The sequence below is a fragment of the Kitasatospora sp. NPDC001527 genome (assembly GCF_040298605.1).
Lineage (GTDB): Bacteria > Actinomycetota > Actinomycetes > Streptomycetales > Streptomycetaceae > Kitasatospora.
This window is the reverse complement of record NZ_JBEPAM010000046.1, coordinates 1-23,472: the sequence shown is the minus strand read 5'-3', so window position 1 is coordinate 23,472 and position 23,472 is coordinate 1. Positions and strand designations below refer to the sequence as shown.

At 75.4% G+C, this 23,472-nt stretch carries 19 protein-coding genes and 3 tRNA genes; 20 read left to right on the top strand and 2 right to left on the bottom strand.

Annotated features, from left to right (window positions below; translation table 11 throughout):
• Nucleotides 1-87: 87 nt before the first annotated feature.
• The 4 genes from ABT238_RS30795 to ABT238_RS30780 all read left to right on the top strand — a co-directional run bounded on the left by ABT238_RS30795 (nt 88) and on the right by ABT238_RS30780 (nt 3,897).
• Nucleotides 88-612 (top strand): DUF8830 family protein, encoded by a 525-nt coding sequence (locus ABT238_RS30795; RefSeq protein WP_350569267.1) that lies wholly within the window; start codon nt 88-90, stop codon nt 610-612.
• An 88-nt stretch (nt 613-700) separates the two neighbouring features.
• Nucleotides 701-2,023: a glutamate-5-semialdehyde dehydrogenase gene (locus ABT238_RS30790; RefSeq protein WP_350801900.1), complete on the top strand. Its 1,323-nt coding sequence runs from the start codon at nt 701-703 to the stop codon at nt 2,021-2,023.
• Between the two features lie 100 nt (nt 2,024-2,123).
• Nucleotides 2,124-2,699, top strand: a complete 576-nt coding sequence (locus ABT238_RS30785) for an SCO2584 family spore wall biosynthesis protein (protein WP_350569263.1) — start codon at nt 2,124-2,126, stop codon at nt 2,697-2,699.
• A gap of 133 nt (nt 2,700-2,832) precedes the next feature.
• The gene (locus tag ABT238_RS30780; RefSeq protein ID WP_350569261.1) at nt 2,833-3,897 is read left to right on the top strand and encodes an SCO2583 family membrane protein; all 1,065 of its coding nucleotides are present in this window, start codon (nt 2,833-2,835) and stop codon (nt 3,895-3,897) included.
• Nucleotides 3,898-3,994: 97 nt separating this feature from the next.
• Here the strand turns inward: ABT238_RS30780 and ABT238_RS30775 are convergent, their stop codons facing one another.
• Nucleotides 3,995-5,080 carry a M48 family metallopeptidase gene (locus ABT238_RS30775; RefSeq protein WP_350801891.1) on the bottom strand — a complete coding sequence of 362 codons (1,086 nt, stop codon included), beginning with the start codon at nt 5,078-5,080 and terminating at the stop codon, nt 3,995-3,997.
• A 266-nt stretch (nt 5,081-5,346) separates the two neighbouring features.
• Here ABT238_RS30775 and ABT238_RS30770 point away from each other — a divergent pair, with 266 nt between their 5' ends.
• The 8 genes from ABT238_RS30770 to ABT238_RS30735 all read left to right on the top strand — a co-directional run bounded on the left by ABT238_RS30770 (nt 5,347) and on the right by ABT238_RS30735 (nt 9,981).
• A complete protein-coding gene (locus ABT238_RS30770) occupies nt 5,347-5,493 on the top strand; it encodes a hypothetical protein (protein WP_350569257.1) in 147 nt (48 codons plus the stop codon).
• A 163-nt stretch (nt 5,494-5,656) separates the two neighbouring features.
• The gene (locus ABT238_RS30765) at nt 5,657-5,815 is read left to right on the top strand and encodes a hypothetical protein (protein ID WP_350569256.1); all 159 of its coding nucleotides are present in this window, start codon (nt 5,657-5,659) and stop codon (nt 5,813-5,815) included.
• Between the two features lie 97 nt (nt 5,816-5,912).
• Nucleotides 5,913-6,542 (top strand): nicotinate-nucleotide adenylyltransferase, encoded by a 630-nt coding sequence (gene nadD / locus ABT238_RS30760; protein WP_350569255.1) that lies wholly within the window; start codon nt 5,913-5,915, stop codon nt 6,540-6,542.
• 22 nt (nt 6,543-6,564) lie between these two features.
• On the top strand, nt 6,565-8,409 hold the full coding sequence (locus ABT238_RS30755; protein WP_350801883.1) for a LytR C-terminal domain-containing protein: 1,845 nt from the start codon (nt 6,565-6,567) through the stop codon (nt 8,407-8,409).
• Nucleotides 8,410-8,550: 141 nt separating this feature from the next.
• A complete protein-coding gene (gene rsfS, locus ABT238_RS30750; protein WP_350569252.1) occupies nt 8,551-9,021 on the top strand; it encodes a ribosome silencing factor in 471 nt (156 codons plus the stop codon).
• Nucleotides 9,018-9,665, top strand: a complete 648-nt coding sequence (locus ABT238_RS30745) for a histidine phosphatase family protein (protein WP_350801981.1) — start codon at nt 9,018-9,020, stop codon at nt 9,663-9,665. The genes rsfS and ABT238_RS30745 overlap by 4 nt, the downstream gene beginning before the upstream one ends.
• Nucleotides 9,666-9,798: 133 nt before the next feature.
• A tRNA-Ala gene (locus ABT238_RS30740) sits at nt 9,799-9,871 on the top strand.
• 37 nt (nt 9,872-9,908) lie between these two features.
• Nucleotides 9,909-9,981, top strand: a tRNA-Ala gene (locus ABT238_RS30735).
• A gap of 71 nt (nt 9,982-10,052) precedes the next feature.
• On the opposite strand, the gene ABT238_RS30730 is transcribed toward ABT238_RS30735, so the two are convergent.
• Entirely contained in the window at nt 10,053-11,003 is a 951-nt protein-coding gene (locus tag ABT238_RS30730) for a helix-turn-helix transcriptional regulator (protein WP_350801876.1), read from the bottom strand.
• A 102-nt stretch (nt 11,004-11,105) separates the two neighbouring features.
• Here ABT238_RS30730 and ABT238_RS30725 point away from each other — a divergent pair, with 102 nt between their 5' ends.
• The 8 genes from ABT238_RS30725 (at nt 11,106) to ABT238_RS30690 (ending at nt 23,472) form a co-directional block, all read left to right on the top strand.
• The gene (locus ABT238_RS30725) at nt 11,106-12,659 is read left to right on the top strand and encodes an MFS transporter (RefSeq protein WP_350801871.1); all 1,554 of its coding nucleotides are present in this window, start codon (nt 11,106-11,108) and stop codon (nt 12,657-12,659) included.
• Nucleotides 12,660-12,764: 105 nt separating this feature from the next.
• Nucleotides 12,765-12,837 (top strand) — tRNA-Ala (locus ABT238_RS30720).
• 105 nt (nt 12,838-12,942) lie between these two features.
• Nucleotides 12,943-14,346 carry an NsdA family TPR-like regulatory protein gene (locus ABT238_RS30715; RefSeq protein WP_350569246.1) on the top strand — a complete coding sequence of 468 codons (1,404 nt, stop codon included), beginning with the start codon at nt 12,943-12,945 and terminating at the stop codon, nt 14,344-14,346.
• A 245-nt stretch (nt 14,347-14,591) separates the two neighbouring features.
• Nucleotides 14,592-17,492: a leucine--tRNA ligase gene (leuS, locus tag ABT238_RS30710; protein WP_350801866.1), complete on the top strand. Its 2,901-nt coding sequence runs from the start codon at nt 14,592-14,594 to the stop codon at nt 17,490-17,492.
• 332 nt (nt 17,493-17,824) lie between these two features.
• Nucleotides 17,825-18,622: a hypothetical protein gene (locus ABT238_RS30705; RefSeq protein WP_350569242.1), complete on the top strand. Its 798-nt coding sequence runs from the start codon at nt 17,825-17,827 to the stop codon at nt 18,620-18,622.
• Nucleotides 18,623-18,674: 52 nt separating this feature from the next.
• Nucleotides 18,675-19,520 carry a DegV family protein gene (locus tag ABT238_RS30700; protein WP_350569240.1) on the top strand — a complete coding sequence of 282 codons (846 nt, stop codon included), beginning with the start codon at nt 18,675-18,677 and terminating at the stop codon, nt 19,518-19,520.
• Nucleotides 19,521-19,709: 189 nt separating this feature from the next.
• Nucleotides 19,710-20,642: a ComEA family DNA-binding protein gene (locus tag ABT238_RS30695; protein WP_350801862.1), complete on the top strand. Its 933-nt coding sequence runs from the start codon at nt 19,710-19,712 to the stop codon at nt 20,640-20,642.
• Between the two features lie 187 nt (nt 20,643-20,829).
• Entirely contained in the window at nt 20,830-23,472 is a 2,643-nt protein-coding gene (locus ABT238_RS30690) for a ComEC/Rec2 family competence protein (RefSeq protein ID WP_350801857.1), read from the top strand.

The following is a 23,472-nucleotide window of genomic DNA, read 5'->3' as shown; positions in this document are numbered from 1 at the left end:
CCACGGGCGAGGTGGGGCGCGGTCGTACGCGCGCCGGCCGGGGCCGGCGGGTACGACGACACGACATCGCCGAACAGGAGGCCGCCGGTGGAACGCAGGCGCGAGGCAGCGCTGACCGGAGGGACCGCGGGCCGGCGGCTGACCAGCCTCGACGGCGGCGGGGACGCCGGCGCCGCCGGGCCGGCCGGTCCGCCGCCCCAGGGATCCGGCACGGTGCACCGGCTCCGCCCGGAGCGGCGCCCCGCCGCCGAACCGCCCGGCGGCCCGGAGCAGGCCCGGCTCTGGCACGTGGTGCTCAGCGTGGCCGGGCCGGTCACCCCGCTGTCGGAGCTGCGCGCCGGGCTGGAGCGGCTGGCGCACGACCACTCGTTCTTCCTGACCGCCCGCTACGCCGCCGACCACGCCGAGATCCGCTACTGGGAGCAGGCCCGCGACCTGCACGACGCGGCGGCGATCGCGCTGCGGCTGTGGGGTGAGCACAAGGCGACGGCCAAGCTGCCGCCGTGGGAGATCGTCGGCCTGGAGGTGGTGGACCGGGCGACCTACCACAAGCGGGTCGCCGAGGGCTTCGCCGGCCCGCCCCCGCAACTGGGCGGGGTCTACCCCTACTGACTCCCCCTGCTGACGTGCCGCGGGGCGGGCCGTCTCACCGGGCGGAAAGGGGCGGGGGAGGGCCCGGGCCCTCCACTACCCTGGGCGCATGACCAGCGACCTCGCCACCGCAGACAGCCCCGTCCTCGCCGTAGCGCGCCGAGCCCGGGAGGCCGCCGCCGCGCTCGCCCCGCTGCCGCGCGGCGTGAAGGACGCCGCGCTGCGGGCGGTCGCCGACGCCCTGGTCGCCCGGGCCGCCGAGATCACCGCCGCCAACGCCGAGGACGTCGAGCGCGCCCGCGCGGCCGGCACCGCCGAGTCGGTGATCGACCGGCTCACCCTCACCGAGGAGCGGATCGCCGCCATCGCCGCCGACGTCCGGGACGTGGCGGGCCTGCCCGACCCGGTCGGCGAGGTCGTGCGCGGCTACACCCTGCCCAACGGCCTGGACGTGCGGCAGGTCCGGGTCCCGCTCGGCGTCGTCGGCATCATCTACGAGGCCCGCCCCAACGTCACGGTCGACGCCGCCGCGCTCTGCCTGAAGTCCGGCAACGCCGTGCTGCTGCGCGGCTCCGCCTCGGCCTACCGCTCCAACACCGCGCTGGTCGCCGTGGTGCGCGACGCGGTCGCCGCCGCCGGGCTGCCGGCCGACGCGGTCCAGCTCGTCCCGGGCGAGAGCCGGGACTCCGTGCAGGAGCTGATGCGCGCCCGCGGCCTGGTCGACGTGCTCATCCCGCGCGGCGGCGCCTCGCTGATCCGCGCCGTCGTCGAGGGCTCCACCGTCCCGGTCATCGAGACCGGCACCGGCAACTGCCACGTCTACGTCGACGCCGGGGCGGACCTCGCGATGGCCGTCGGCATCCTGCTCAACTCCAAGGCCCAGCGGGTCAGCGTCTGCAACGCGGCCGAGACCCTGCTCGTCCACCAGGACATCGCCGAGGCCTTCCTGCCGCTCGCGCTCGCCGCGCTCGCCGAGGCCGGGGTCACCGTGCACGGCGACGACGCGGTGCTGAAGGCCGCCGAGGGCTCCGCCGCCACCGTGCTGCCCGCCACCGACGAGGACTGGGAGGCCGAGTACCTGTCGTACGACATCGCGGCCGCCGTCGTCCCCTCGCTGGATGCCGCCGTCGCGCACATCCGCCGCTGGACCTCCGGCCACACCGAGGCCATCGTCACCACCTCGCAGGCCGCCGCCCGCCGCTTCACGCAGCTCGTCGACTCGACCACGGTGGCCGTCAACGCCTCGACCCGGTTCACCGACGGCGGTGAGTTCGGCTTCGGCGCCGAGATCGGCATCTCCACCCAGAAGCTGCACGCCCGCGGCCCGATGGGCCTGCCCGAGCTGACCAGCACCAAGTACATCGTCACTGGTGACGGCCACGTCCGGGGCGCGGCGACGCCGACCGTGGGCGGCGCCGCCGACGCCGGCTGAGCCCGCCCGGCCCGGCCGCCGCCGGCCCGCCTTCACACGAGTGACGGACCAACTGTCCCGAGCCCCAGACAAATCGCCCGCCCGGTAATACGCTGAATCCGTGGCTGACGATGTGGGGGGCTTGCCGTACCCCGACGGTGCCGACCACGGTGGTGCGGACGACGAGTTCGCCACCGTGGTCTTCGACGAGGCCTTCGTGCGGTCCGCCGCCGTGCACGAGCCGACGGCCAAGGAGCGGCAGCTCGCCGCCGCCGAGGCCCGCTTCGAGCCGGACGCGACCGGGCCGGGCTGGGGCTACGACGCCCCGGCCGGGGACGGGTTGCCGCTGGAGCTGCGCCCGTACCCGAGCCGGCTCGACGACGACCACCGCTTCCCCGATCCGTGGACCGGCCCCGGCCGGCGCTCGCGGCGCTGGCGACCGGGCGGCTTCGACCCGATCGGTGCCGGCCGCGGCCGGTACGTCGCCCAGCAGCGCTGGCACCGCCCGGTGGCCTGGGTGCTCGCCGTGATCATGGGCGTGAGCCTGGTCGCGGTGGCGGTCGCGGCGATCTACCAGGGCGTGGGCGGGGCCGGCGGTGCGCCGCGGCGTCCCGAGTCCGGCAGCAGCAGCCCCGGGGCCGACCCGGCGCCGTCGCCGGCCGAGCCGTCGCTCGTGGTCACCGCGCCGACGGGCTGAACGACGGGGCGGCGCGGGCGGTCGAAGGGGCGCCCCGGTGTGCCCCGGGCGGCCGCGAGCGGTCACGGAGGGTACCCGGTGAACTGCGGCAGGACCCTCGTGGAGGGGCGATCCCGCGCCTTACCCTGGTGTCATGGGTGACCCGCGCGAACCCCCGGAGGGTGCGCCCGAGGGTGGTTCCGGAAACGATGACGAGTACCGGTCCGTCGTCTTCGACGAATCGTTCGTCCGGGCTGCCCGGATCCAGGAACTGTCGGCCCGCGAGCGGCTGTCCGGCGCGTTCGGCCGGCCCACCCGGCCGAAGGTCAGGCTGGGGCCGCTGGGCACCGTGCCCCGGCAGGCGCTGGCGCTGCTGCTGGTGATCCTGCTGGCGTTCGGTGCCGCGGTGTACTTCGGCGTCAGCTCGCCGGTGCGGCCCACCGCCCGCCCGCAGGGCAGCCAGCTGACCGTCAGCCTGGTGGCGCTGAGCCCGGCCTCGGCGGTCCATCCGGCCGCCGATCCGGCCAGCCCGTTCGCCGGTCTGCCGCCGGGCTACAGCGACGGCGCGGTCGGGCTGGGGACGCCGACCGGGGCGGCCACCGGGCACTTCTCCCGGGTGGAGGTGACCAAGGCGCTCGACACCGTGCAGCGCTACCTGGTGGCGTCCTCGCTGTCGCCCGCCGTGCTGGTGCAGGGGTCGACCGCGGAGGTGCGGGCCTTCGTCACCCCCGGTGAGCAGGCCCAGTTCGACGCGAGCGTGGCCCAGCCGGTCGACGACCGGCACCACGCGCTGACCGGCTGGCTGGTCCGCTTCGACCCGACGCAGGTCGCGCTGGCCGCGGACACCGTGAAGGTGGCGGGCGCGATGCGGATCGACGAGACGGACAGCAGCACGCTGCGGATCACCACCGACCACACCTTCGTCTACGCGCTGAAGGCGGCCGGGGCGCCGAGCGGGGCGCCGGTGACCCTGGAGACCGTACGGCGCCAGCTGACCTTCGAGTTCGACCGGGTCGACCTGGCGGCGGCGCAGCTGCGGCTGGTGGACTCGGTGCTGCAGGCCGGGCCCGCGCCGTGCGACGGCTCGCTGGCCGGGGTGGTGCAGCCGGTGCTCGCGGGCACGGACACCACCGCGCCGCCGGCCGGGCCGCAGGCGGTGGATCCGGGCAACCACGCGCGGCCGGCCTGGCAGGTGTGCGGGGTGCTGGCGGGCAGCTGAGACGGGCGGCCGACGCGGGCGGCGGTGCGTCGGCGGCGGTGCGTCGGCGGCCCCCGGCCGGGTGGTGGGGGCCGCCGAAACGTTCCTGCGGGCTGCCTCAGCCGTTGTCGCCGGAGCCGCCGTCCTTGCCGCCGCCGTTGCTGCTGCCGTTTCCGTTGCCGCGCGCGGCGCCGGTGAAGGTGTCCCGGAGCTTGCCGCCGACCGAGGCCGCACCGCCCGCGACGTCGCGGATCAGGCCCATCAGCGGGTCCTTGCTCTCCTTCACCGAGGTCGTGTAGTGCTCGGCGGCGGCCCGCCACTGCTCGCCGACCGAGGCGTCCGGGTCGTCGGTGCGGCGCGGGTAGGCGCCGGCCAGGATGGAGCGGTACTCCTCGCTCTCGGCCCACTTCTTCAGCTGGGCGACCCGGACCACCGCGAACGGGTGGCTCTGCGGCAGTACCTGCAGCAGCTTGAGCACGCCGTCGCGCAGGTCGCCGGCCTTCTCGTACTCGGCGGCCTGCTCCAGGAAGGCGTCCACGTTCATCTCGGCCACGTCGTGGCCGCCGGCCAGCTTCATCAGCGCCCGCATCGAGGCCTGGAGGTCCTGCCCGGCCAGCAGGCCGGCCCGGTCGCTGGAGATCTCCGCCTTGCGGAACCACTCCTTGAGCGCGGTGACGATCGCCATGATCGCCAGGTTGCCGAGCGGCACCCAGGCGATCCGGGTGGCGATGTTGGTGAGGATCATCAGCATCGTCCGGTACACGGCGTGCCCGGACATCGCGTGGCCGACCTCGTGGCCGATCACCGAGCGGAGCTCCTCCTCGTCCAGCAGCTCCACCAGGCCGCTGGTCACCACGATCACCGGCGAGTCGATACCGATGCAGTAGGCGTTGACCGCCGGATCCTGGGTGACGTAGAGGTCCGGCACCTTGTCGAGGTCGAGCACGTAGGCGGCGTCGCGGACCATGTTGTGCAGCTCGGGGAACTGCCGCTCGGAGGTCTTCACGGCGGTGGCCAGGAACATCAGCCGGATCGAGCGCTCGGACACGAGGCCGGCGAGCCGCTTCAGCACGTCGTCGAAGCCGGTCAGCTTGCGCAGCGCGACGAGCGCCGAGCGGTCCGCCGGGTGCTCCCAGGCCCGGGTGGAGATCTCCGGGAAGCGCTGGCGGCGCCGGCTCGGGGTCTTCGTGGTCGTGTCGGTCATGGTGTGATGCCTCCCTGTCGACGGCGGCCCCGGCCCCCGGCCGGCCCCCGCGGTTCTTCGCCTGCAACGACTGTCCGGACAACGTCCGTGGTTGCGCACTCGTCCCCGCCGGCGCGCCCGGGGTGGCGGGGACGCCGTCCGGGGCGGCGCGGACGGCGCCCGCGGGGGCGGTGGGCGGCCGCGGTGTGAGGGCGGTTTACCCTGATTGCCCGGGAGAGCCGGGCCACCTCAGGCCACGGCACCGAGCAGTCCGAGGAGCCCCGCAGATGTCCACCGCCGCCCTTGCCAGCCTGGCCGCTCCGATCTCCGCGGAGGACGGCCCCGGGCTCTTCCTGCGGATCATCGTGATCGCCTCGTTCGTCGGCGTGGGCCTGCTGGCCTGGATCCTGCTGCGGGCCGGCCGCAACAACTGACCGGCCCCGGCGCCCACCGGCCGCGGGCCCCGGCTCACGGCGGTTCAGACGCGGTGGGCCGCCGAGCGGTTGCCGTGTAACCCCCCGTACGATGACGGGTGGGCCCTCACCGGCCCGTACGACACCCCTGCCCGCCATCCGAGCCGAGAAGGTCCCGCCGACCATGAGCACTGCCGCCGCACTCCCCGTCCTGAACCTCCTCGCGAACGAGGGCGAGGGGGGCAACCACGACAGCCTCAACCCGTACCTGACGGGTGGCGCCGCGCTGTTCGTCCTTCTGCTGCTGCTCTTCGTGACGACCCGCTTCAACCGGGACCGCTGACCCGGCCGACGGTGGCCCGGGGAGCGGTACCGCCCCCGGGACGCCCGTCACCCGGCCGTTCCCGCACGGCAACGGGCGTCGCGTAAGGTGTGGCGCCATGGGAGAGCAGACCGGGAATCCCGGCGTACCGGTGCCGAAGCGCCGTCTGGGCGTGATGGGTGGCACCTTCGACCCGATCCACCACGGGCACCTGGTCGCCGCCAGTGAGGTCGCCAGCGCGTTCCACCTGGACGAAGTGATCTTCGTCCCGACCGGACAGCCGTGGCAGAAGAGCGACCGCCAGGTCAGCCCGGCCGAGGACCGCTACCTGATGACGGTCATCGCCACCGCGGAGAACCCGCAGTTCTCGGTCAGCCGCATCGACATCGACCGCGAGGGCCCGACGTACACCGTCGACACCCTGCGCGACCTGCACGCGCTGCACCCGGACGCGGACCTCTTCTTCATCACCGGCGCCGACGCGCTCGCCCAGATCCTGTCCTGGCGGGACTCCGACGAGCTCTTCTCGCTCGCCCATTTCATCGGGTGCACCCGGCCGGGGCACACTCTGTCGGACGCCGGGCTTCCGGTGGGCGGGGTCTCCCTGGTGGAGGTCCCGGCGCTGGCCATCTCCTCCACGGACTGCCGCAACCGGGTCGCCAAGGGCGAGCCGGTCTGGTACCTCGTCCCGGACGGCGTGGTCCGCTACATCGACAAGCGGGCGCTCTACGCGCCGCACCGGACCTGATCCCGGAGGGGCCGACCGACGGATGAGCGAGCGCAGGGGATCCCAGGAGCAGCAGCCCGGACAGCCGGACGACTGGTCCACCGGGCAGTACCAGCAGTACCCGCCGTACCAGCAGGGCGGCTACGAGCAGCAGCAGCCCGGCCAGTACGAGCAGTCGGGCGGGTACGAGCAGTACGAGCAGTACGACCAGTACGGGCAGCCGGTGCAGCCCGCGCCGTACGGCCAGGGGCAGTACGGCTACCAGGACCAGTACCAGCAGCAGGGGTACCAGACCTCCTACGAGCCGCAGCCCGGCCCGTACGAGCAGTCCGGCCCGTACGGGCAGCAGGTGCCGCAGGGGTACCAGCAGCAGGGCGGCTACGGCTACCAGGACCAGTACCAGCAGGGGCAGCAGGGCTACCAGCAGCCGCCGTCGTACGCGACCGCGCCGATGCCGGTGGTCGCCGACCCGCCGCAGCCGCAGCTGGCGGAGGAGCCCGCCGCGCCCACGCCGCCGCGCCCCCGGGTGCCGCGCCCGGCCGCCGACGGGCCGGCGGCCCCCGCCCGGCCCGGAGCGCCGTCCGAGCAGGTCGGCGGCTCCCGCCCGGCCCGGGCCAGGAGCGGCGCCGCGGCCCCCGAGGACGACTACACCACGGGCGAGTTCACCTTCGTCGACGACGAGGCGGAGAAGTCCGAGGACGTCATCGACTGGCTCAAGTTCGCCGAGTCCCGCAGCGAGGTGCGCGCCGAGCGCCGCCGCAAGCTGCGCACCCGGCTGATCGGCGCCGGCGTGGTCCTCGCGCTCGCGGCGGCCGGCGCCGGCGGCTACCTCTGGTTCACCGGCGGCAAGAAGGACGCGGCCACCGCCGCCGGACCGCGCCAGGTCAACGTCGTCCACCTGCGCGACCTGGAGGGCAAGGTCTCCAGCGCGCTGCTGGTCAACGACGCCTCCGGCAAGAAGGGCACCGTCCTGCTGCTGCCGGACGCGCTGCGGCTGCCCGGCCCCGGCGACCCGCCGATCACCACGGTCGGCCAGGCCATGGACACCCTCGGCGCCTCCGGCACCCGCGAGGGCCTGACCACCGTGCTCGGGGCCCCGGTCGCCGGTACCTGGCGGCTCGACACCCCGTACCTGGAACTGCTGGTCGCCCAGCTCGGCGGCGTCCGGGTGGACACCAACGCCGAGGTCCACGAGGGGGGCAAGCCGGACGGCAAGGTGCTCGCCGCCGCTGGCAAGAACACCCTGCTCGGCGGGAAGGCCGCCGTCGCCTACGCCACCCTGCAGGCCCCCGGGGAGAACCGCGACGCCCAGCTCGCCCGGTTCGGCCAGGTGATGGACGCCGTGGTGCGCACCATGCCGGTCGAGTTCAAGGACGCCAAGGACGACGTGCACCGGATGAACGCGGTGCTCGACCCCTCGCTGCCCGAGGACGCGCTCGCCGGGGTCCTCGCGCAGCTGGCCAAGCTCTCCAAGGACGGGCAGTTCGGCACCGCCGCGCTGACCGTCAAGCCGGACGGCTCGCTGGACGAGGCCACCGCCGGCAAGCAGGTCAAGGAGGTGCTCGGCGGCACCGTCAAGGCCGCGACCAGCGGCGACGCGCCCGCCAGGGTCTCCCTCCAGGACGCCACCGGCAACGACCTGGCGGCCGCCGCGGCCCAGGTCCAGGTGGTCAACGCGGGCCTCACCTTCGTCCCCGGCGGCGCCAAGAGCGCCCCGCAGGCCACCAGTGAGATCCGCTACACCGACGACGCCCGGCAGGCGGCCGCGAAGTCGCTGGCGACCAGCCTCAACCTGCCGGAGACGGCGGTCAAGAAGGTCACCGACGCGCAGAACGCCGACCTGGTCGTCGTCCTCGGCAAGGACTACGCGCCGCCGAAGCCGCAGTAGGCGGGCCACGGCCCGGCCGCGGTACGCCCGGCGGCCCCGGAAAACGGTTCCGGGGCCGCCGGGGCGGCGTGAGATCCTGGAAGGCGATCCCCGGCGCGCCGCGCACGGGGCGCCCCCAAGCCGCCGAGCCGGAAGAACACCGTGACCGCCACTGAGCACAGCCAGGAACTCATCAACGTCGCCGCCCAGGCCGCGGCCGACAAGCTGGCCCACAACATCGTCGCGTTCGACGTCAGCGAGGTGCTGTCGATCACCGACGCCTTCCTGATCGCCTCCGCGAGCAACGACCGCCAGGTCCGCTCGATCGCCGAGGAGATCGAGGACCAGCTGCGCGAGAAGCTGGACATCAAGCCGGTGCGCCGGGAGGGCGAGCGCGAGGGCCGCTGGATCCTGCTCGACTACCTCGACATCGTCGTGCACGTCCAGCACTCCGAGGAGCGCTCCTTCTACTCGCTGGACCGCCTCTGGAAGGACTGCCCCGAGCTGCCGCTGCCGCAGGACGCCCTCGCCTCCCGCAACCGTCCCGACGCCCACACCGACGCGGCCGGCAACGCCGTCGCCCCGGCCGAGCAGGCCCCGGCGGACGACTTCGGCGCCGAGGACTACAGCTGAGCCGGGACGCGCGGGGCCCGCGCATCGTCTTCTGGCGGCACGGCCAGACCTCCTGGAACCTCGAGTCCCGCTTCCAGGGCACCACGGACATCGAGCTGACCGGGCAGGGCGTGCTGCAGGCGCAGCGGGCCGCCCGGCTGCTCGCCGGCCTGCGCCCTGACCTGCTGATCTCCTCGGACCTCCAGCGGGCCCGGCGCACCGCCGAGGAGCTGGCCAAGGTCACCGGCCTGGACGTCGAGCACCACGAGGGCCTGCGGGAGACGTACGCGGGCTCCTGGCAGGGGCTGACCAACGCGGAGATCCGCGAGCGCTACCCCGAGGAGTTCGCGGCCTGGACCCAGGGCGAGCCGGTCCGGCGCGGCGGCGGCGAACTCGCCACCGAGGTCGCCGACCGCGCGGTGCCGGTGGTGCTGGACGCGGCCGGCAAGCTGCCCGACGGCGGCACGCTGGTCGTGGTCAGCCACGGCGGCACCATCCGCACCATGCTCGGGCGGATGCTCGGCCTGGAGCCGGTGCTGTGGGAGTGCTTCGGCGGGCTGTCGAACTGCTGCTGGTCCGTCCTGGGCCGGGGCGCGCGGGGCTGGCGGCTGCTGGAGCACAACGCGGGCACCCTGCCGCAGCCGGTCATCGGCGACGACACCTGAGCCGCTCCCGCCAGGGGTGCGCCGAGGGCCCCGGAGGGCGGATTTCGCAGTTCCGGGCCTTTGCGGTTAGAGTCTTCCTCGTTCGCACGGAGGGAACGCGGCCCGGAAGGGAAGCGGGAGATCCGGTGAGCGAGGGGCTGTAGCTCAGTTGGTAGAGCGCTTGCATGGCATGCAAGAGGTCCGGGGTTCAATTCCCCGTAGCTCCACTCCGCACCCGGGGTCCGTGAGGGCCGCGTGTGTCGCGGGGCTGTAGCTCAGTTGGTAGAGCGCTTGCATGGCATGCAAGAGGTCCGGGGTTCAATTCCCCGTAGCTCCACAGACTGCGAAGGCCGTCACCCGGTGGGTGGCGGCCTTCGGTCGTTCCCGGAGGGTGTCCCGGGCGCGGCCTCAGCCGGTGGACCCGGTGGGGGCGTGGCCGCACGGGGCGGTCCAGCCGCCCGGCGGCAGCGCCGCCAGCTCCTCGATCCGCGCCCGGTCCTGCGGCCCGTCCGGGGTGTAGACGGCGACGTACGCCTCCGGCACCCCGGGGATCGTCAGGTAGGCCGCGTTCATCCGCATCACGCCCACCAGCGGGTGCCGGAACACCTTCGGCGCCGTCCGCCGCGAGGCCACCTCCTGCCGGGCCCACAGCTCCCGGAACTCCGCGCTCGCCGCCAGCAGCGACCGCAGGTACTCCTCCCACGCCGGCTCGCCGACGTGCCGCCCGTAGGCGCCGCGCAGCACCGCGACCATCTGCGGCAGCTGCTCGGTCCGGTTCAGGAACGGATTGCAGCAGTCCGGGCCGGTCACCGTGCACCAGAGGCTGTTGAACCGGCCGTCGGTGGTCCGGGTCCGGCTCGTGGCGAACAGCGCCGCGTAGGGGGAGTTCCAGGCCAGCACGTCGTACCGGCTGTTCGAGACGGCGGCCGGCAGCGGCGCCAGGGCGTCCAGGATCAGCTGGGTCGACGGGTCCAGCACCGGATCCGGCCCGGCCGGCGGGCGCACCGCCACCCCGGCCAGCCGGAACAGGTGCTCGCGCTCGGTGGCGTCCAGCAGCAGCACCCGGGCGACCGCCGTCAGCACCTGCGCGCTCGCGTTGATCCGGCGCCCCTGTTCCAGCCACGTGTACCAGGTGACCCCGACCCCGGCGAGCTGGGCCACCTCCTCGCGGCGCAGGCCCGGCGTACGGCGGCGCAGGCCGGGCGGCAGGCCGACGTCCTCGGGGGAGACCCGGGCGCGGCGGGCGCGCAGGTACTCGGCCAGCTCGGTGCGGCGGCGGTCGCGCCCCTCGGCGGGGGCCTGGCGGGCGTGGGGCCGGGGGGCGGGCTCGACGGTGCCGGGGGTGTCCACGACGGTCATACCCGCCATGGTGCCGCAGCCCGGCGGGGCGAAACAGGTGCTGCCGGTACCAGGATCCGCAGGCTCTAACCACTGGTACCAGGGCGCCGCGACGCTCGACGCATGACCGACACCCAGACCCGGCGCCGGCCGGCCGGGACCGCCTCGCCGGCCGCCACCCGGCCCGGGGCGGCGTCCGCCGCCCGGCCCGGGGCGCTCCTCGCGCTCGTCCTCAGCGGCCAGTTCATGGCCGTGCTGGACACCGCCATCGTCAACGTCGCGGTGCCCACCATCCGCACCGACCTGCACGCCTCCGGGGCCGCCCTCCAGTTCGTGGTGGCCGGCTACACCATCGCCTACGCCGTCCTGCTCATCACCGGCGCCCGGCTCGGCGCCCGCTACGGCTACAGCCGGCTCTACCAGGGCGGCCTGGCCGCCTTCACCGCCGCCTCGCTGGCCTGCGGGCTCGCTCCCGCCACCGGCTGGCTGATCGCCTTCCGGCTGCTCCAGGGCGCCGGGGCGGCCCTGATGGTCCCCCAGGTGATGAGCCTGGTCCAGCGCACCTTCACCGGCCAGGCCCGGGTCCGCGCCCTGGGCCTGTACTCGGCCGTCCTCGCCGGCGGCATCGCGGCCGGGCAGGTGCTCGGCGGGGTGCTCGTCGACGCCGACCTGTTCGGCTCCGGCTGGCGCCCGGTCTTCCTGGTCAACGTGCCGATCGGCGCCGTGCTGCTGGCGGCCGGCGCCCGGCTGCTGCCGCGGCTGCCCGGGGACCGCGACCGCGGTTTCGACCTGCCCGGCCTGCTGGTGCTCGCCGCCGCCCTCGGGCTGCTCGTCGTCCCGCTGGTGCTCGGCCACGAACTCGGCCGGCCCGGCTGGGGCTGGGCGATGCTCGGCGCGAGCGCGCTGCTCTTCGGCCTGTTCGCGGTCGTCGAACGGCGGATCGCCCGGCGCGGCGGGGAGCCGCTGATCAGCGGGCGCGTCCTCGGCGCCGCCGGGCTGCTGCCCGCCGTCGGCGCGGTGTTCATGATCCTGCTGGCCTTCGCCGGCTTCATGTTCTCCTTCGCCCTGCACCAGCAGTCCGGGCTCGGCCACAGCGCGCTGCGCGCCGGCCTCTGCTCCGCCCCGATCGCCGTCGGCTTCGGCGTCGCCAGCCTGCACTGGCAGCGGCTGCCCGGGCGCCTGCACGGCCTCCTGCCGCCCCTGTGCGCCGGCCTGCTCGCCGTCGGCTACCTGCTGCTCGGCCTGCTGCTGCGCGACGGGTCCGGGCTCGGCGCGGTACCGCTGCTGCTCTCCGCCGTCCTCGGCCTGCTCGCCGGCTGCGCCTACGCGCCGCTCTTCGCCCGGGCGCTCGCCCGGGTCGCCCCCGCCGACGCGGCGGACGCCAGCGGGGTCGTGGCCACCGGGGTGCAGCTCGGCCAGGTCGTCGGCGTCGCGCTGCTCGGCTCGGTGTACCTCGGCGCGGCCGGCCTGCCGGCCTCCGCCCGCGGCTCCGGGCACGCGCTGCTGCTCACCACGGCCGCCATCGGCGGGGCCGCCGCGCTCGCCGCGGGCTTCGCCGCCCGGGCGGTGGCGGCCGGCCGCGGGCAGCGGCGGGCGAGGGCCGGCGCGCGGGCCCTCGCACCGGCCCCGGAGGCGGTCCGGGAGACGGCCCCGCGGGGGCGGCCGGCGGACGGGTAGCCGACCGCCCGGGAAACGGATTCGTGGAGCACCCCCCGGACCGTGTAAAGTAGGCGATGTCGCCGAGGGAAACGGAACGAAATCCCCGGTGACATCGCAGGTCAAGGGGCTGTAGCTCAGTTGGTAGAGCGCTTGCATGGCATGCAAGAGGTCCGGGGTTCAATTCCCCGTAGCTCCACAGGAAACGAAGGCCGCCTCCCGAACGGGAGGCGGCCTTCGGCGTTCCCGGGTTTTCCCCGGACCTCCCGGCGGCCGCCCCCGGCGGACCGCTACCGTCGGATCCATGGCCGATCTGGAGCGCAGACGCAACGAGGAACTCGCCCGGATACTCCACCAGCTCGGCTGGAGCCCGGAGCGGCTCGCCCGCGAGGTCAACCTCACCGTCCCGGCCCGGATGGCGATCAGCTCCACCGCCCCCTACAAGTGGCGCGACCGCGGCATGGTCCCGCGCAGCCCGCACGACCAAGCCGTCTGCGAGGTGCTCAGCCGCACCCTCGGCATCGCCGTCACCTACGAACAGCTCTGGGGCCCGATGGGCGGCCACCGCGGCGCCAAGATCCTCTCCCCGCGCCTGCTGACCGACCCGTGGACGGCCGACACCGCGCAGACCGCGCTGCGCGAGACCGCCGCCGACGCCGGCCCGGTGCGCCTCACCGACCTCTTCCGCGGCGCCGACCTCGCCGAGGCCGCCCGCCGGCTGGCCACCCCGCCACCCGCCCTCGGCGGCGACGGCGCGCTGCGCGTCGACCCCGCGGTGATCGGCGAACTCGCCGCCGCGCACCGCAGCAAGCAGCGGCTGGAACGATCCTGCGGCGGCGGGCTCGTCCTCGGCCCCGCCCGCGCCGAACTGGCCATGGTCGCCAAGCTGCTGGAACTCGGCGGGTACGACGAACCGCTCGGCCGGGCGCTGTACGGCGCGGCGGGCCGCCTCGCCCGGCTCGCGGCCCAGGCCGCGTTCGACCTCGGCCACGACGCCACCGCGCAGCGGGCCTTCGCGGCCGCGCTGCGCGCCGCGCACCTGAGCGGCGAGCGCCGGGACGGGGTGGCGGTGCTCGGCGGCCTGGTGGTGCTGGCCACCTGGAGCGCGGGCGGGCGCGGGCTGGACGCGGTCACGGTGCTCGCGCAGGCGGTGGCGGCGGTGGGGGAGGAGCTCGGGCCGGCCGGGCGGGCCCTGCAGCTCGGGCGGATCGCCCGCGCCCACGGGCGGCGGGGCGACGCGGCCGCGCTCGCCGAGACGGCGGGGCGGGCGTTCGCGGAGCTGGACGCGGGCGCCGGCGGGAGCGGCGCCCTGGCGCAGGAGCGGGCGGACCTCGCGGGCATGGTGGGGGAGGGCCACCTGTTCCTGGGCGAGCACGGGCGGGCGCAGGCGCTGCTGGCCGAGGCGGTGGCGGGCCTGGGGCCGGGCCGGGCCCGGGCGCGGGTGCTGCTGATGGTCCGGCTGGCCGACTCGCAGCGCCTCGCGGGGGACCCCGCCGAGGCGGCGCGCACCGCCGACCGGGCGCGGGCGCTGGCCGCGGGGATGCAGTCGGAGCGGGTGGCGCGGGCGCTGCGCGGGATCGACGCGGCGTTCCGTTCGGCGGAGGGCGGGGCGGGCGCCGGGGCCGGGGCCGGGGCGGCGGGCATGGCGGAGGGCGCGTCGGCGGGTCTGCCGGAGGGCGCGTCGGCGGTATCCCCGGGAGGCGGCTGACCCCCTTGCGGTACCCTGAGCCCATGCGAACCGCGCGCCTGCTCCTTAGTCGGCCGCGCTGACCAGGACCGGCCACGCCCGAGGGCGGAAGCCGGAGTCGGCGTGGCACCCCCTCCTGCGAGGGGCTTTTTTGTTTTCCGCCCGGGCCCGCCGCCCGGCCGCCGTCCGGGCCCGCCCGGGCACCCGTCCCGTCGCCGGCCCGGAACGCCGGTTCGCCAACTGACATCGATGGAGCTTGAAGGACCATGAGCGAGACGACCCCTGCGTCCGGTGCGGCCGACACCGCGACCGCGCCGTTCCGGTACAGCGCTGCCCTGGCGGCGGAGATCGAGTCCCGCTGGCAGGACATCTGGGAGAAGGAGGGGACGTTCCACGCCCCCAACCCGGCCGGCGACCTGGCCGACCCGGCCGCCGCGGACGTCGCCGCGAAGCCGCACAGCTTCATCATGGACATGTTCCCGTACCCGTCGGGCGCCGGCCTGCACGTCGGCCACCCGCTGGGCTACATCGCCACCGACGTCTTCGCCCGCTACCAGCGGATGAACGGTTACAACGTCCTGCACACCCTGGGCTACGACTCCTTCGGCCTGCCCGCCGAGCAGTACGCCGTGCAGACCGGCACCCACCCGCGGGTCTCCACCGAGGCCAACATCGCCAACATGCGCCAGCAGCTGCGCCGACTGGGCCTGGGCCACGACCCGCGCCGCTCGATCGCCACGATCGACCCCGAGTACTACCGCTGGACGCAGTGGATCTTCCTGCAGATCTTCAACTCCTGGTACGACGAGCAGGCCGCCAAGGCCCGCCCGATCGCCGAGCTGGTCGCCGAGTTCGAGAACGGCACCCGTGAGGTCCCCGGCGGCCGCGCCTGGTCCGCGCTGAACGGCGCCGAGCGCGAGGAGGTGCTGGGCGAGTACCGGCTGGCCTACGCCAAGGAGGTGCCGGTCAACTGGTGCCCCGGTCTGGGCACCGTGCTGTCCAACGAGGAGGTCACCGCCGACGGCCGCTCCGAGCGCGGCAACTTCCCCGTCTTCAAGTCCAACCTGCGCCAGTGGATGATGCGGATCACCGCCTACTCCGACCGGCTGATCTCCGACCTGGACCTGCTGGACTGGCCCGAGGCCATCAAGCTGCAGCAGCGCAACTGGATCGGCCGCTCCGAGGGCGCCCGCGTCGACTTCGCCGTCGGCGCCGACGACCGGAAGATCACCGTCTTCACCACCCGCCCCGACACCCTGTTCGGCGCCACCTACATGGTGCTGGCCCCCGAGCACGACCTGGTCGACACGATCGTGCCCGCCGCCTGGCCCGAGGGCACCCGTGAGGCGTGGACCGGCGGCGCCGCCACCCCCGCCGAGGCCGTCACCGCCTACCGCGCCGCCGCGGCCGCCAAGTCCGACGTCGAGCGGCAGGTCGAGGCCAAGGTCAAGACCGGCGTCTTCACCGGCGCCTACGCGGTCAACCCGGTCAGCGGCGAGCCCGTCCCGGTCTTCATCGCCGACTACGTGCTGATGGGCTACGGAACCGGCGCCATCATGGCCGTCCCCGCCCACGACCACCGCGACTTCGCCTTCGCGCGCGCCTTCGACCTGCCGATGCGCTGCGTCGTCGAGCCCACCGACGGGCGCGGCGAGGACCCGGCCGCCTGGGACGACGCGTTCGACACCTACGACTCCGTCATCGTCAACTCGGCCCACGACGAGGGCACCGAGGACGGCATCGCGCTGAACGGCCTGAGCGTCGTCGACGCCAAGGCCGCCGTCACCGCCTGGCTGACCGCGCGCGGCATCGGCGAAGGCACCGTCAACTACCGCCTGCGCGACTGGCTGTTCAGCCGCCAGCGGTACTGGGGCGAGCCCTTCCCGATCGTCTACGACGAGGACGGCGTGATGCACGCGCTGCCCGAGTCGATGCTGCCCGTCGAGGTCCCGCAGGTCGACGACTACTCGCCGCACACCTACGACCCGTACGACTCCACCTCCACGCCGAAGACCCCGCTGTCCCGCAACGAGGCCTGGGTCCACGTCGAGCTGGACCTGGGCGACGGGCCGAAGACGTACCGCCGCGAGACCAACACCATGCCCAACTGGGCCGGCTCCTGCTGGTACGAGCTGCGCTACATCGACCCGTCCGACCGCGAGCGGGTCGTCGACCCGGCCAACGAGCGGTACTGGCTGGGCCCCACCGAGCAGAAGCCCGGCGGCGGCGCGGACCTGTACGTCGGCGGCGCCGAGCACGCCGTGCTGCACCTGCTGTACGCCCGCTTCTGGCACAAGGTGCTGCACGACCTGGGCCACGTCTCCTCCGTCGAGCCGTTCCACAAGCTGTTCAACCAGGGCATGATCACCGCCGACGTCTACCGCGACGAGCGCGGCTTCCCGGTGCCCGCCGCCGAGGTCGAGGAGCGCGACGGCCAGTACTTCTGGCAGGGCGAGCCGGTCAAGCGCGAGGCCGGCAAGATGGGCAAGTCCCTGAAGAACGCCGTCGCCCCCGACGAGATCGCCGACGAGTACGGCGCCGACACGCTGCGCCTGTACGAGATGTCGATGGGCCCGCTGGACGTCTCCCGCCCGTGGGACACCCGCGCCGTCGTCGGCTCCTACCGCTTCCTGCAGCGGCTGTGGCGCAACATCGTCGACGAGGCGACCGGCGAGCTGGTCGTGACGGACGAGGAGCCGGACGAGGCGACGCTGCGTGCCCTGCACAAGGCCGTCGACGGCGTCCGCGGCGACATGGCCGGGCTGCGCTTCAACACCGCCGTCGCCAAGGCGATCGAGCTGAACAACTACCTGGTCAAGCGCGGCTCCACGCCGCGGTCGGTGGCCGAGCAGGTGGTGCTGCTGGTCGCCCCGCTGGCCCCGCACATCGCGGAGGAGCTGTGGCGGCGGCTGGGCCACGGCGACTCGCTGGCGTACGCCGGCTACCCGGTGGCCGACCCGGCGTACGTCGTCGACGAGGCGGTGACCTGCGTGGTGCAGGTCAAGGGCAAGGTCAAGGCCCGGCTGGAGGTCGCGCCGTCGATCTCGGACGCCGAGCTGGAGGCGCTGGCGCTGGCCGACCCGGCGGTCGTGGCGGCGATCGGCGGGGCCGAGGTGCGCAAGGTGATCGCGCGGGCGCCGAAGCTGGTCAACATCGTCACCGGCTGAGGCCGGCGGCGGCCCGGTGGGTCGCCGGGCGGGGCGGGCGTTCCTTCGGGGGCGCCCGCCCCGCGGCGTTCTGGGGCGCGCCCCGTGGGGTTCTGGGGCGCGTTCGGGGAGGCGTCCGAGGGCGCCCGCCGCGTGGCGCCGGGGCGTTTCCCGAGGCTGCGCGCCTCTCGGGGTTCACCCCGAGGCGTCCCTGAACCTGCCCCTGAAGTCGGGCCCCGGCACCCCCGGTCGGCGGCCCGCCGGGCGGGTAAGGAGCTACGGTGGAACCCTCGGTGGGCCGGCCCGCGTTGGGCCCGGTGGGGGCCGGTTCGGCTGGCGGAAGGTGGCGCGTGATGGAGATCCTCGGGGTGTTGCTCGTACTCGCCCTGCTGTTCGGGCTCGGCGTGGCGGTGCTCGTCGTCGTCGGCCTGGTGAAGGCCGCCCGGGCCGTCGGCGAGAAGATGGAACGCCAGGAGGCCAAGGCCCGCCGGGCGGTCGAGAACGTCACCCTCAAGGCCAAGACCTACACCCAGACCGGCCCGCAGGGCCAGATCTCCGCCGTCCGGCTGCGCCTGCGGACCTCGCTGGACGGCACCCGGCAGGTCCTGGAGGGCGGGGTCGCCCAGGACGGCCAGCTCGGCGAGTCGCTCGCGCTGCTGACCCGCCTGGAGGCCCACGCGGCGGAGCTGGACGGCGAGCTGCGGACGCTGGAGCGCGAGCCGGACGCCGGGCGCGTCGCGGCGAAGCTGCCGGAGCTGCGCGAGCGGGCGGAGCGGATCACGCATTCGGCGGAGGCCATGCGCTGGGCCGCGCAGGACCGGATGCACCGGTTCGCGGCGGACGAGCTGAGCCGGCTGAGCCAGGAGTGCGAGGACGAGGCGGGGGCACTGCGGCACTGGGACACCGCCCCGGGGGCGGCGGGCGGTTCGGGTGCCCCGGGGACGGCGGGTGGCGCGGGTGCTTCCGGCGCGGCGCGCGAGACCGGCGGTGCGGGCGCCGGGACGGGTGGCGGGACGGGTGGCGGGGCCCGGCCGGGGCTCACCGACGGCCGCGGGCGGCCCAGCGCCGAGGAACTGCTCGGGCTCGCCGATCCGGTGGCCAAGCTGGCGCAGCGGCTGCGCAAGCCGTCGGCCGGGCCCTCGGCCGGCTGAGCGGAGACCCGGATGGTGCCGTCCGGCCCGGGCGGGGAGTAACCTCCGCCTCATGCCCGCCGACCTCGCACTCGTCACCGACTCCACGGCCTACCTGCCCCAGCACGCCGTCGACCGGCACGGCATCACCGTGGTCCCGCTGAGCGTCGTGGTCGGCGACGAGGTGCGCGCCGAGGGCGTCGAGATCTCCCCGAAGGACGTCGCCGAAGCCCTGCGCGGCAAGCACCGGGTCACCACCTCCCGGCCCAGCCCCGAGTCCTTCGCCGCCGCCTACCGGGCGGCCGCCGAGGGCGGCGCGCGGGGCGTCGTCTCGGTGCACATCTCCGGCGAGCTGTCCGGAACGGCGGAGGCCGCCCGGCTGGCGGCCGCCGAGGCGCCCGTCCCGGTGCGGGTCGTGGACAGCCGGCTGGTCGGCATGGCCCTCGGGTACGGGGTGCTGGCCGCGGCCGAGGCGATCGCGGCCGGGCGGGGACTCGACGAGGCGGCCGCGGCCGCCGAGCGGCGGACCGCCGCGACCAGCGGTTTCTTCTACGTGGACACCCTGGAGTACCTGCGCCGGGGCGGGCGGATCGGCGCCGCGCGGGCGCTACTCGGTTCGGCGCTCGCGGTCAAGCCGCTGCTGCACCTGGACGGGGGGCGGATCGAGCCCCTCGAAAAGGTGCGCACGGCGTCCCGGGCGATCGCCCGGCTGGAGGAGATCGCGGTCGAGCGGGCGGGGGAGCGGGAGGTCGACGTCGCCGTCCACCACCTGGCGGCGGAGGACCGGGCCGAGCCGCTCGCCGAACGCCTGCGGGGGCGCCTGCCGGGGCTGCGCGACCTGTACGTGGGCGAGGTGGGGGCGGTGATCGGCGCACACGTCGGGCCGGGGCTGCTGGCGGTGGTGGTCTCGCCCCGGTGACGGTGACGGTGACGGTGACGGGCTGACGGGGTGACGGGCTTTCGGGAGGTCCGTCGGGTCACCGGAACGTCAACGCCCGGTACCCTTCCTCCCCCTTGGGGGTGACCTTCTTCCTCCACAACCCCGGGGTTTTCCACAGGCGTTCGGTAATCTCCGCGCACCGCTCGGGCGGTTCCTACCGTGCTCCGCATGACGAGCATGCGCATCGGCGCCCGCAAGCGCCGCGAGATCCAGCGGATCAACGAGACCGCGAGTCTGCGGATGGCGGCCCTGCTGCCCGCGGCGGGTGAGCCGCCGGACACCGAACCCTCGGTGTACGCGGCGCCTGCCGGCGTCGGCGTCGGCGCTGGCGTCGGCGCTGGCGTCGGCGAACCGTCGCGCGGCGGGCCTGTGCCCGAGCGTGCCGACCGCCCCGAGTCCGGGCACGCCGCGCCCGGCCAGGTCACGCAGCCGTGGACGGGCCATGCGCTGACGCTCGACCGGCGGGCGGTGGTCGGCCTGCTCGTCCTGCTCCTGCTGACCGTCGGCTACGGCGTCCAGCACTTCTGGCTGGCGCGGCCCCAACCCGTCGAGGTTCCGGCCGTCGCCGTCGCCTCGGTGGCGTCGGCCGCCGGGCCCGGGCCGGGGCCGCCCGAGGACACGGCAGGCGGCGCGGCGGGGGACGGCCTCGCGGGCGCGGCGCCGGGCGCCGTCGTGGTGGTCGACATCGGTGGCCGGGTCGGCTCCCCGGGTGTGCACACCCTGCCCGGCGGCTCCCGGGTCACGGACGCCCTGCGGGCGGCCGGCGGACCGCTGCCCGGGACGGACACCGGGAACCTCAACCTGGCCCGCGTCCTCGCGGACGGCGAGCAGATCCTCGTCGGCGAGCCGAGCCCCCCGCCGGCCGCCGGGGCTGGCACGGGGCCGCCACCCGCCGCCGCGTCCAAACAGCCGGTCAGCCTCAACCGCGCCACGCTCGAACAGCTCGACACCCTGCCCGGCGTCGGTCCGACCCTCGCCCAGCGCATCCTCGCCTTCCGTTCCTCCCACGGCGGCGCGTTCCGCTCGCTCGAACAGCTCCGGCAGGTGAGCGGGATCGGCGAGCGCACCTACGCGGAACTCCGGCCCTTGCTCACTCTCTGACGGTTCGCCCACCGACCCGCCCATCACCCCTTCCCCCTCCTCCCATGTCCTTCCTTCGCCCCTGCCCGCCTCCCGCCCGAAAGGAGGTTCCGTCATCGCCGCCCCGGTTCCCGCCGTTCCCGCCGCCCCCACCGCGTCCCGTCCGATCGACCTCCGCCTGCTGCTGCCCGCCGTCGCCGCCTGGGCGGTGACGGCCGCGGTCCTCGGCCTGGGCCCCGGGCACACCGCCGCCCTCGCGGTGGCGGCGGGCACGGCCGCGGTCCTCGGACTGGTCCTCTTCGCGCTCCGGCCGGGCGTCGATGCCGGCCCGGCCCGCCGCCGGTCCGCCACCGTGGCCCTGGCCGCCGTGCTGCTCACAGCGGCCGCCGCCACGACCGCCACGCTCCTGCACACCGCCGACCTGCACCGCGGGCCGCTGCCCGAACTGGCCGGCGCCGCCACCGCCGCACCGGAGGTCGGCGTCGACCTCACCCTCACCGGGGATCCGCGCGTGCGCGTCTCCCGCAGCGGCGGCTCCGGTGCCGGGCAGGAACTGCTCACCGTGGACGCCGTCGTGGACCGTGTCACCGTCCCCGACGGCGTCCTTCCGGGCGCGCCGGGCCCGCGCACCGTCCGCACCCGCACGCCGGTCACCGTCCTGGTCCGTGGTGCGGACACCGGAGCGTGGGAGCGGCTGCTGCCGTCGACCAGGCTCGCCGCCGAGGTGACGGTCCGTCCAGCGGGCGAGCGCGCGGGCGAGTCGGCGGCGCTGCTGATCGCGCACGGCGAACCGCGGTGGCTCGCGCCACCGAGCCTGCCGCAGCGGATCGCCGGACGGCTCCGGGCGGGGCTGCGCGAGGCCACCGACAGCCTGCCGCCGGACGAGCGGGGGCTGCTGCCCGCCCTCGTCGTGGGCGACACCTCGCGTCTGCCGGACGACCTCTGGGAGGCCTTCCGGGACACCGACCTGGCCCACCTGGTCGCGGTCAGCGGGGCCAATCTCGCGATCGTGCTGGGGGTGCTGCTCGGCGCCCCGGGCCGGGCCGGCACCGCGGAACGGCGTGGACTCGCCGCCCTGCTCGGGATCCCGCTGCGCACCACGGCACTGCTCGGTGCCGTCGTCACACTGGCCTTTGTGACGATCTGCCGCCCAGAGCCCAGCGTGCTCAGGGCAGCGGGGACGGGGCTGATCGGGCTGCTGGCGCTGGCCACCGGCCGTCCGCGCCAGGCGGTGCCGGCGCTGGCGGGCACGGCCCTGCTGCTGGTCCTGCTCGACCCTTACCTGGCGCGCTCCTTCGGCTTCCTGCTGTCGGTGCTCGCCACGACCGGCCTGCTGGTCCTCGGCCCGCGCTGGGCGGACGCCCTGCGGGCACGGGGCTGGCCGCACCACCTCGCGGGCGCCGTCGGGGCGACGTCGGCGGCCCAGGCGCTCTGCGCGCCGGTGACGGTGGTGCTGTCCGGGCACGTCAGCCTGATCGGGATCCCCTGCAACCTGCTGGCCGAGCTGGCGGTGGCCCCGGCGACCCTGCTGGGCTTCGCGGTCCTGGTGCTCGACCCGCTCTCGTCCTCGGCGGCCGGGCTGCTCGCCGGGGCAGCCGCGGTCCCGGCCGGCTGGCTGGCCTCGGTCGCCCGGCACGGGGCGGAGCTTCCGGGCGGTCAGCTGTCCTGGCCGGGCGGCTGGTTCGGCACGGTGAGCCTGGCCGTCGGGACGGCGGCGCTCTGCTGCGCGGTGCCCGCACTGCTGCCCCGGCATGCCGGGGCCGGGGCGGGGCCACGTCGGGCACGCGGCCGGCTCCGACCGGTGGCGGTGGGTGTCCTGCTGCTGGTCCTGCTCGCGGTGCTGCTGCGGCCACCGTCGCTGGCCCGGATCGCGACCGGCTGGCCGCCGCCGGGCTGGCGGCTGGTCATGTGCGACGTGGGGCAGGGGGACATGCTGGTGCTGCCGGTGGCTCCGGAGGGCGGCTCCCCGCCCGACAGCGCGGTGGTGGTGGACGCCGGTCCGGACCCGCGCGAGGCCGACCGCTGTCTGCGCGACCTGGGGATCACCCGGGTGCCGCTCTTCCTGGCCACGCACTTCCACGCCGATCACGTCGAGGGGCTGCCGGGCGTGCTGCACGGCCGGCGGGTCGCGGCGGTGCAGGGGACGGCGGTGAACGATCCGCCGGGTGAGGCCGCCCGGGTGGCGGGTTGGGCGGCGCAGGCCGGGGTCCCGCTGACGCGGGCGGGCCGCGGTGAGCGCCGGTCGGCGGGGGCCGGGCTGTCGTGGGAGGTGCTCTGGCCGGACGGAGAGGAGCCGGACGTGGTGTCGGGTGCGAACAACGCGAGTGTCGCGCTGCTGGTGACGCTGGCGGGCGGCGTGCGGATGGCGCTGCTGGGTGATCTGGAGCCGCCGGCGCAGGAGGCGCTGTTGAGCAGGCTGAGGACGACCGGGACGGAGAGCAAGGTGGACGTGTTGAAGGTGGCGCACCATGGTTCGGCCCACCAGGGATGGGAGCTGACGGAGGCGTTGCGCCCGAGGCTGGCTCTGATCTCCTGCGGTGCGGACAACCCGTACGGTCACCCCTCGCCGCGCACGGTGGACCGGTTGCGGGCGCTGGGCGCCACGGTGCTGCGAACGGACCGCGCGGGCGACATCGCGGTGACGGGCGACAGCCCGGGCGACCTCGCTGCGGCCGTCCACCCGCACACCGGGCGCCCCGGCCGCGGCCCGCACAAGCCGCAGACCGCCCACGGGGCGAACCCGGGTGCTCCGCTCGCGGCGCGGTGGAGAACGTCACCGTGGCGTTCACCGGCAACGCCGCCAAGGTCGTCTCGCGCACCCCGCGGGTCTCCACCGGCCGCCCCGAGCTGA

What these genes read in the sequence shown, in the direction of transcription:
- ABT238_RS30790 (WP_350801900.1), top strand. Translation starts at nt 701, where the DNA reads ATGACCAGCGACCTCGCCACCGCAGACAGCCCCGTCCTCGCCGTAGCG.
- ABT238_RS30780 (WP_350569261.1), top strand. Translation starts at nt 2,833, where the DNA reads ATGGGTGACCCGCGCGAACCCCCGGAGGGTGCGCCCGAGGGTGGTTCC.
- ABT238_RS30775 (WP_350801891.1), bottom strand. Translation starts at nt 5,080, where the DNA reads ATGACCGACACGACCACGAAGACCCCGAGCCGGCGCCGCCAGCGCTTC.
- ABT238_RS30770 (WP_350569257.1), top strand. Translation starts at nt 5,347, where the DNA reads ATGTCCACCGCCGCCCTTGCCAGCCTGGCCGCTCCGATCTCCGCGGAG.
- ABT238_RS30765 (WP_350569256.1), top strand. Translation starts at nt 5,657, where the DNA reads ATGAGCACTGCCGCCGCACTCCCCGTCCTGAACCTCCTCGCGAACGAG.
- nadD (WP_350569255.1), top strand. Translation starts at nt 5,913, where the DNA reads ATGGGAGAGCAGACCGGGAATCCCGGCGTACCGGTGCCGAAGCGCCGT.
- ABT238_RS30755 (WP_350801883.1), top strand. Translation starts at nt 6,565, where the DNA reads ATGAGCGAGCGCAGGGGATCCCAGGAGCAGCAGCCCGGACAGCCGGAC.
- ABT238_RS30730 (WP_350801876.1), bottom strand. Translation starts at nt 11,003, where the DNA reads ATGACCGTCGTGGACACCCCCGGCACCGTCGAGCCCGCCCCCCGGCCC.
- ABT238_RS30725 (WP_350801871.1), top strand. Translation starts at nt 11,106, where the DNA reads ATGACCGACACCCAGACCCGGCGCCGGCCGGCCGGGACCGCCTCGCCG.
- ABT238_RS30715 (WP_350569246.1), top strand. Translation starts at nt 12,943, where the DNA reads ATGGCCGATCTGGAGCGCAGACGCAACGAGGAACTCGCCCGGATACTC.
- leuS (WP_350801866.1), top strand. Translation starts at nt 14,592, where the DNA reads ATGAGCGAGACGACCCCTGCGTCCGGTGCGGCCGACACCGCGACCGCG.
- ABT238_RS30705 (WP_350569242.1), top strand. Translation starts at nt 17,825, where the DNA reads ATGGAGATCCTCGGGGTGTTGCTCGTACTCGCCCTGCTGTTCGGGCTC.
- ABT238_RS30700 (WP_350569240.1), top strand. Translation starts at nt 18,675, where the DNA reads ATGCCCGCCGACCTCGCACTCGTCACCGACTCCACGGCCTACCTGCCC.
- ABT238_RS30695 (WP_350801862.1), top strand. Translation starts at nt 19,710, where the DNA reads ATGACGAGCATGCGCATCGGCGCCCGCAAGCGCCGCGAGATCCAGCGG.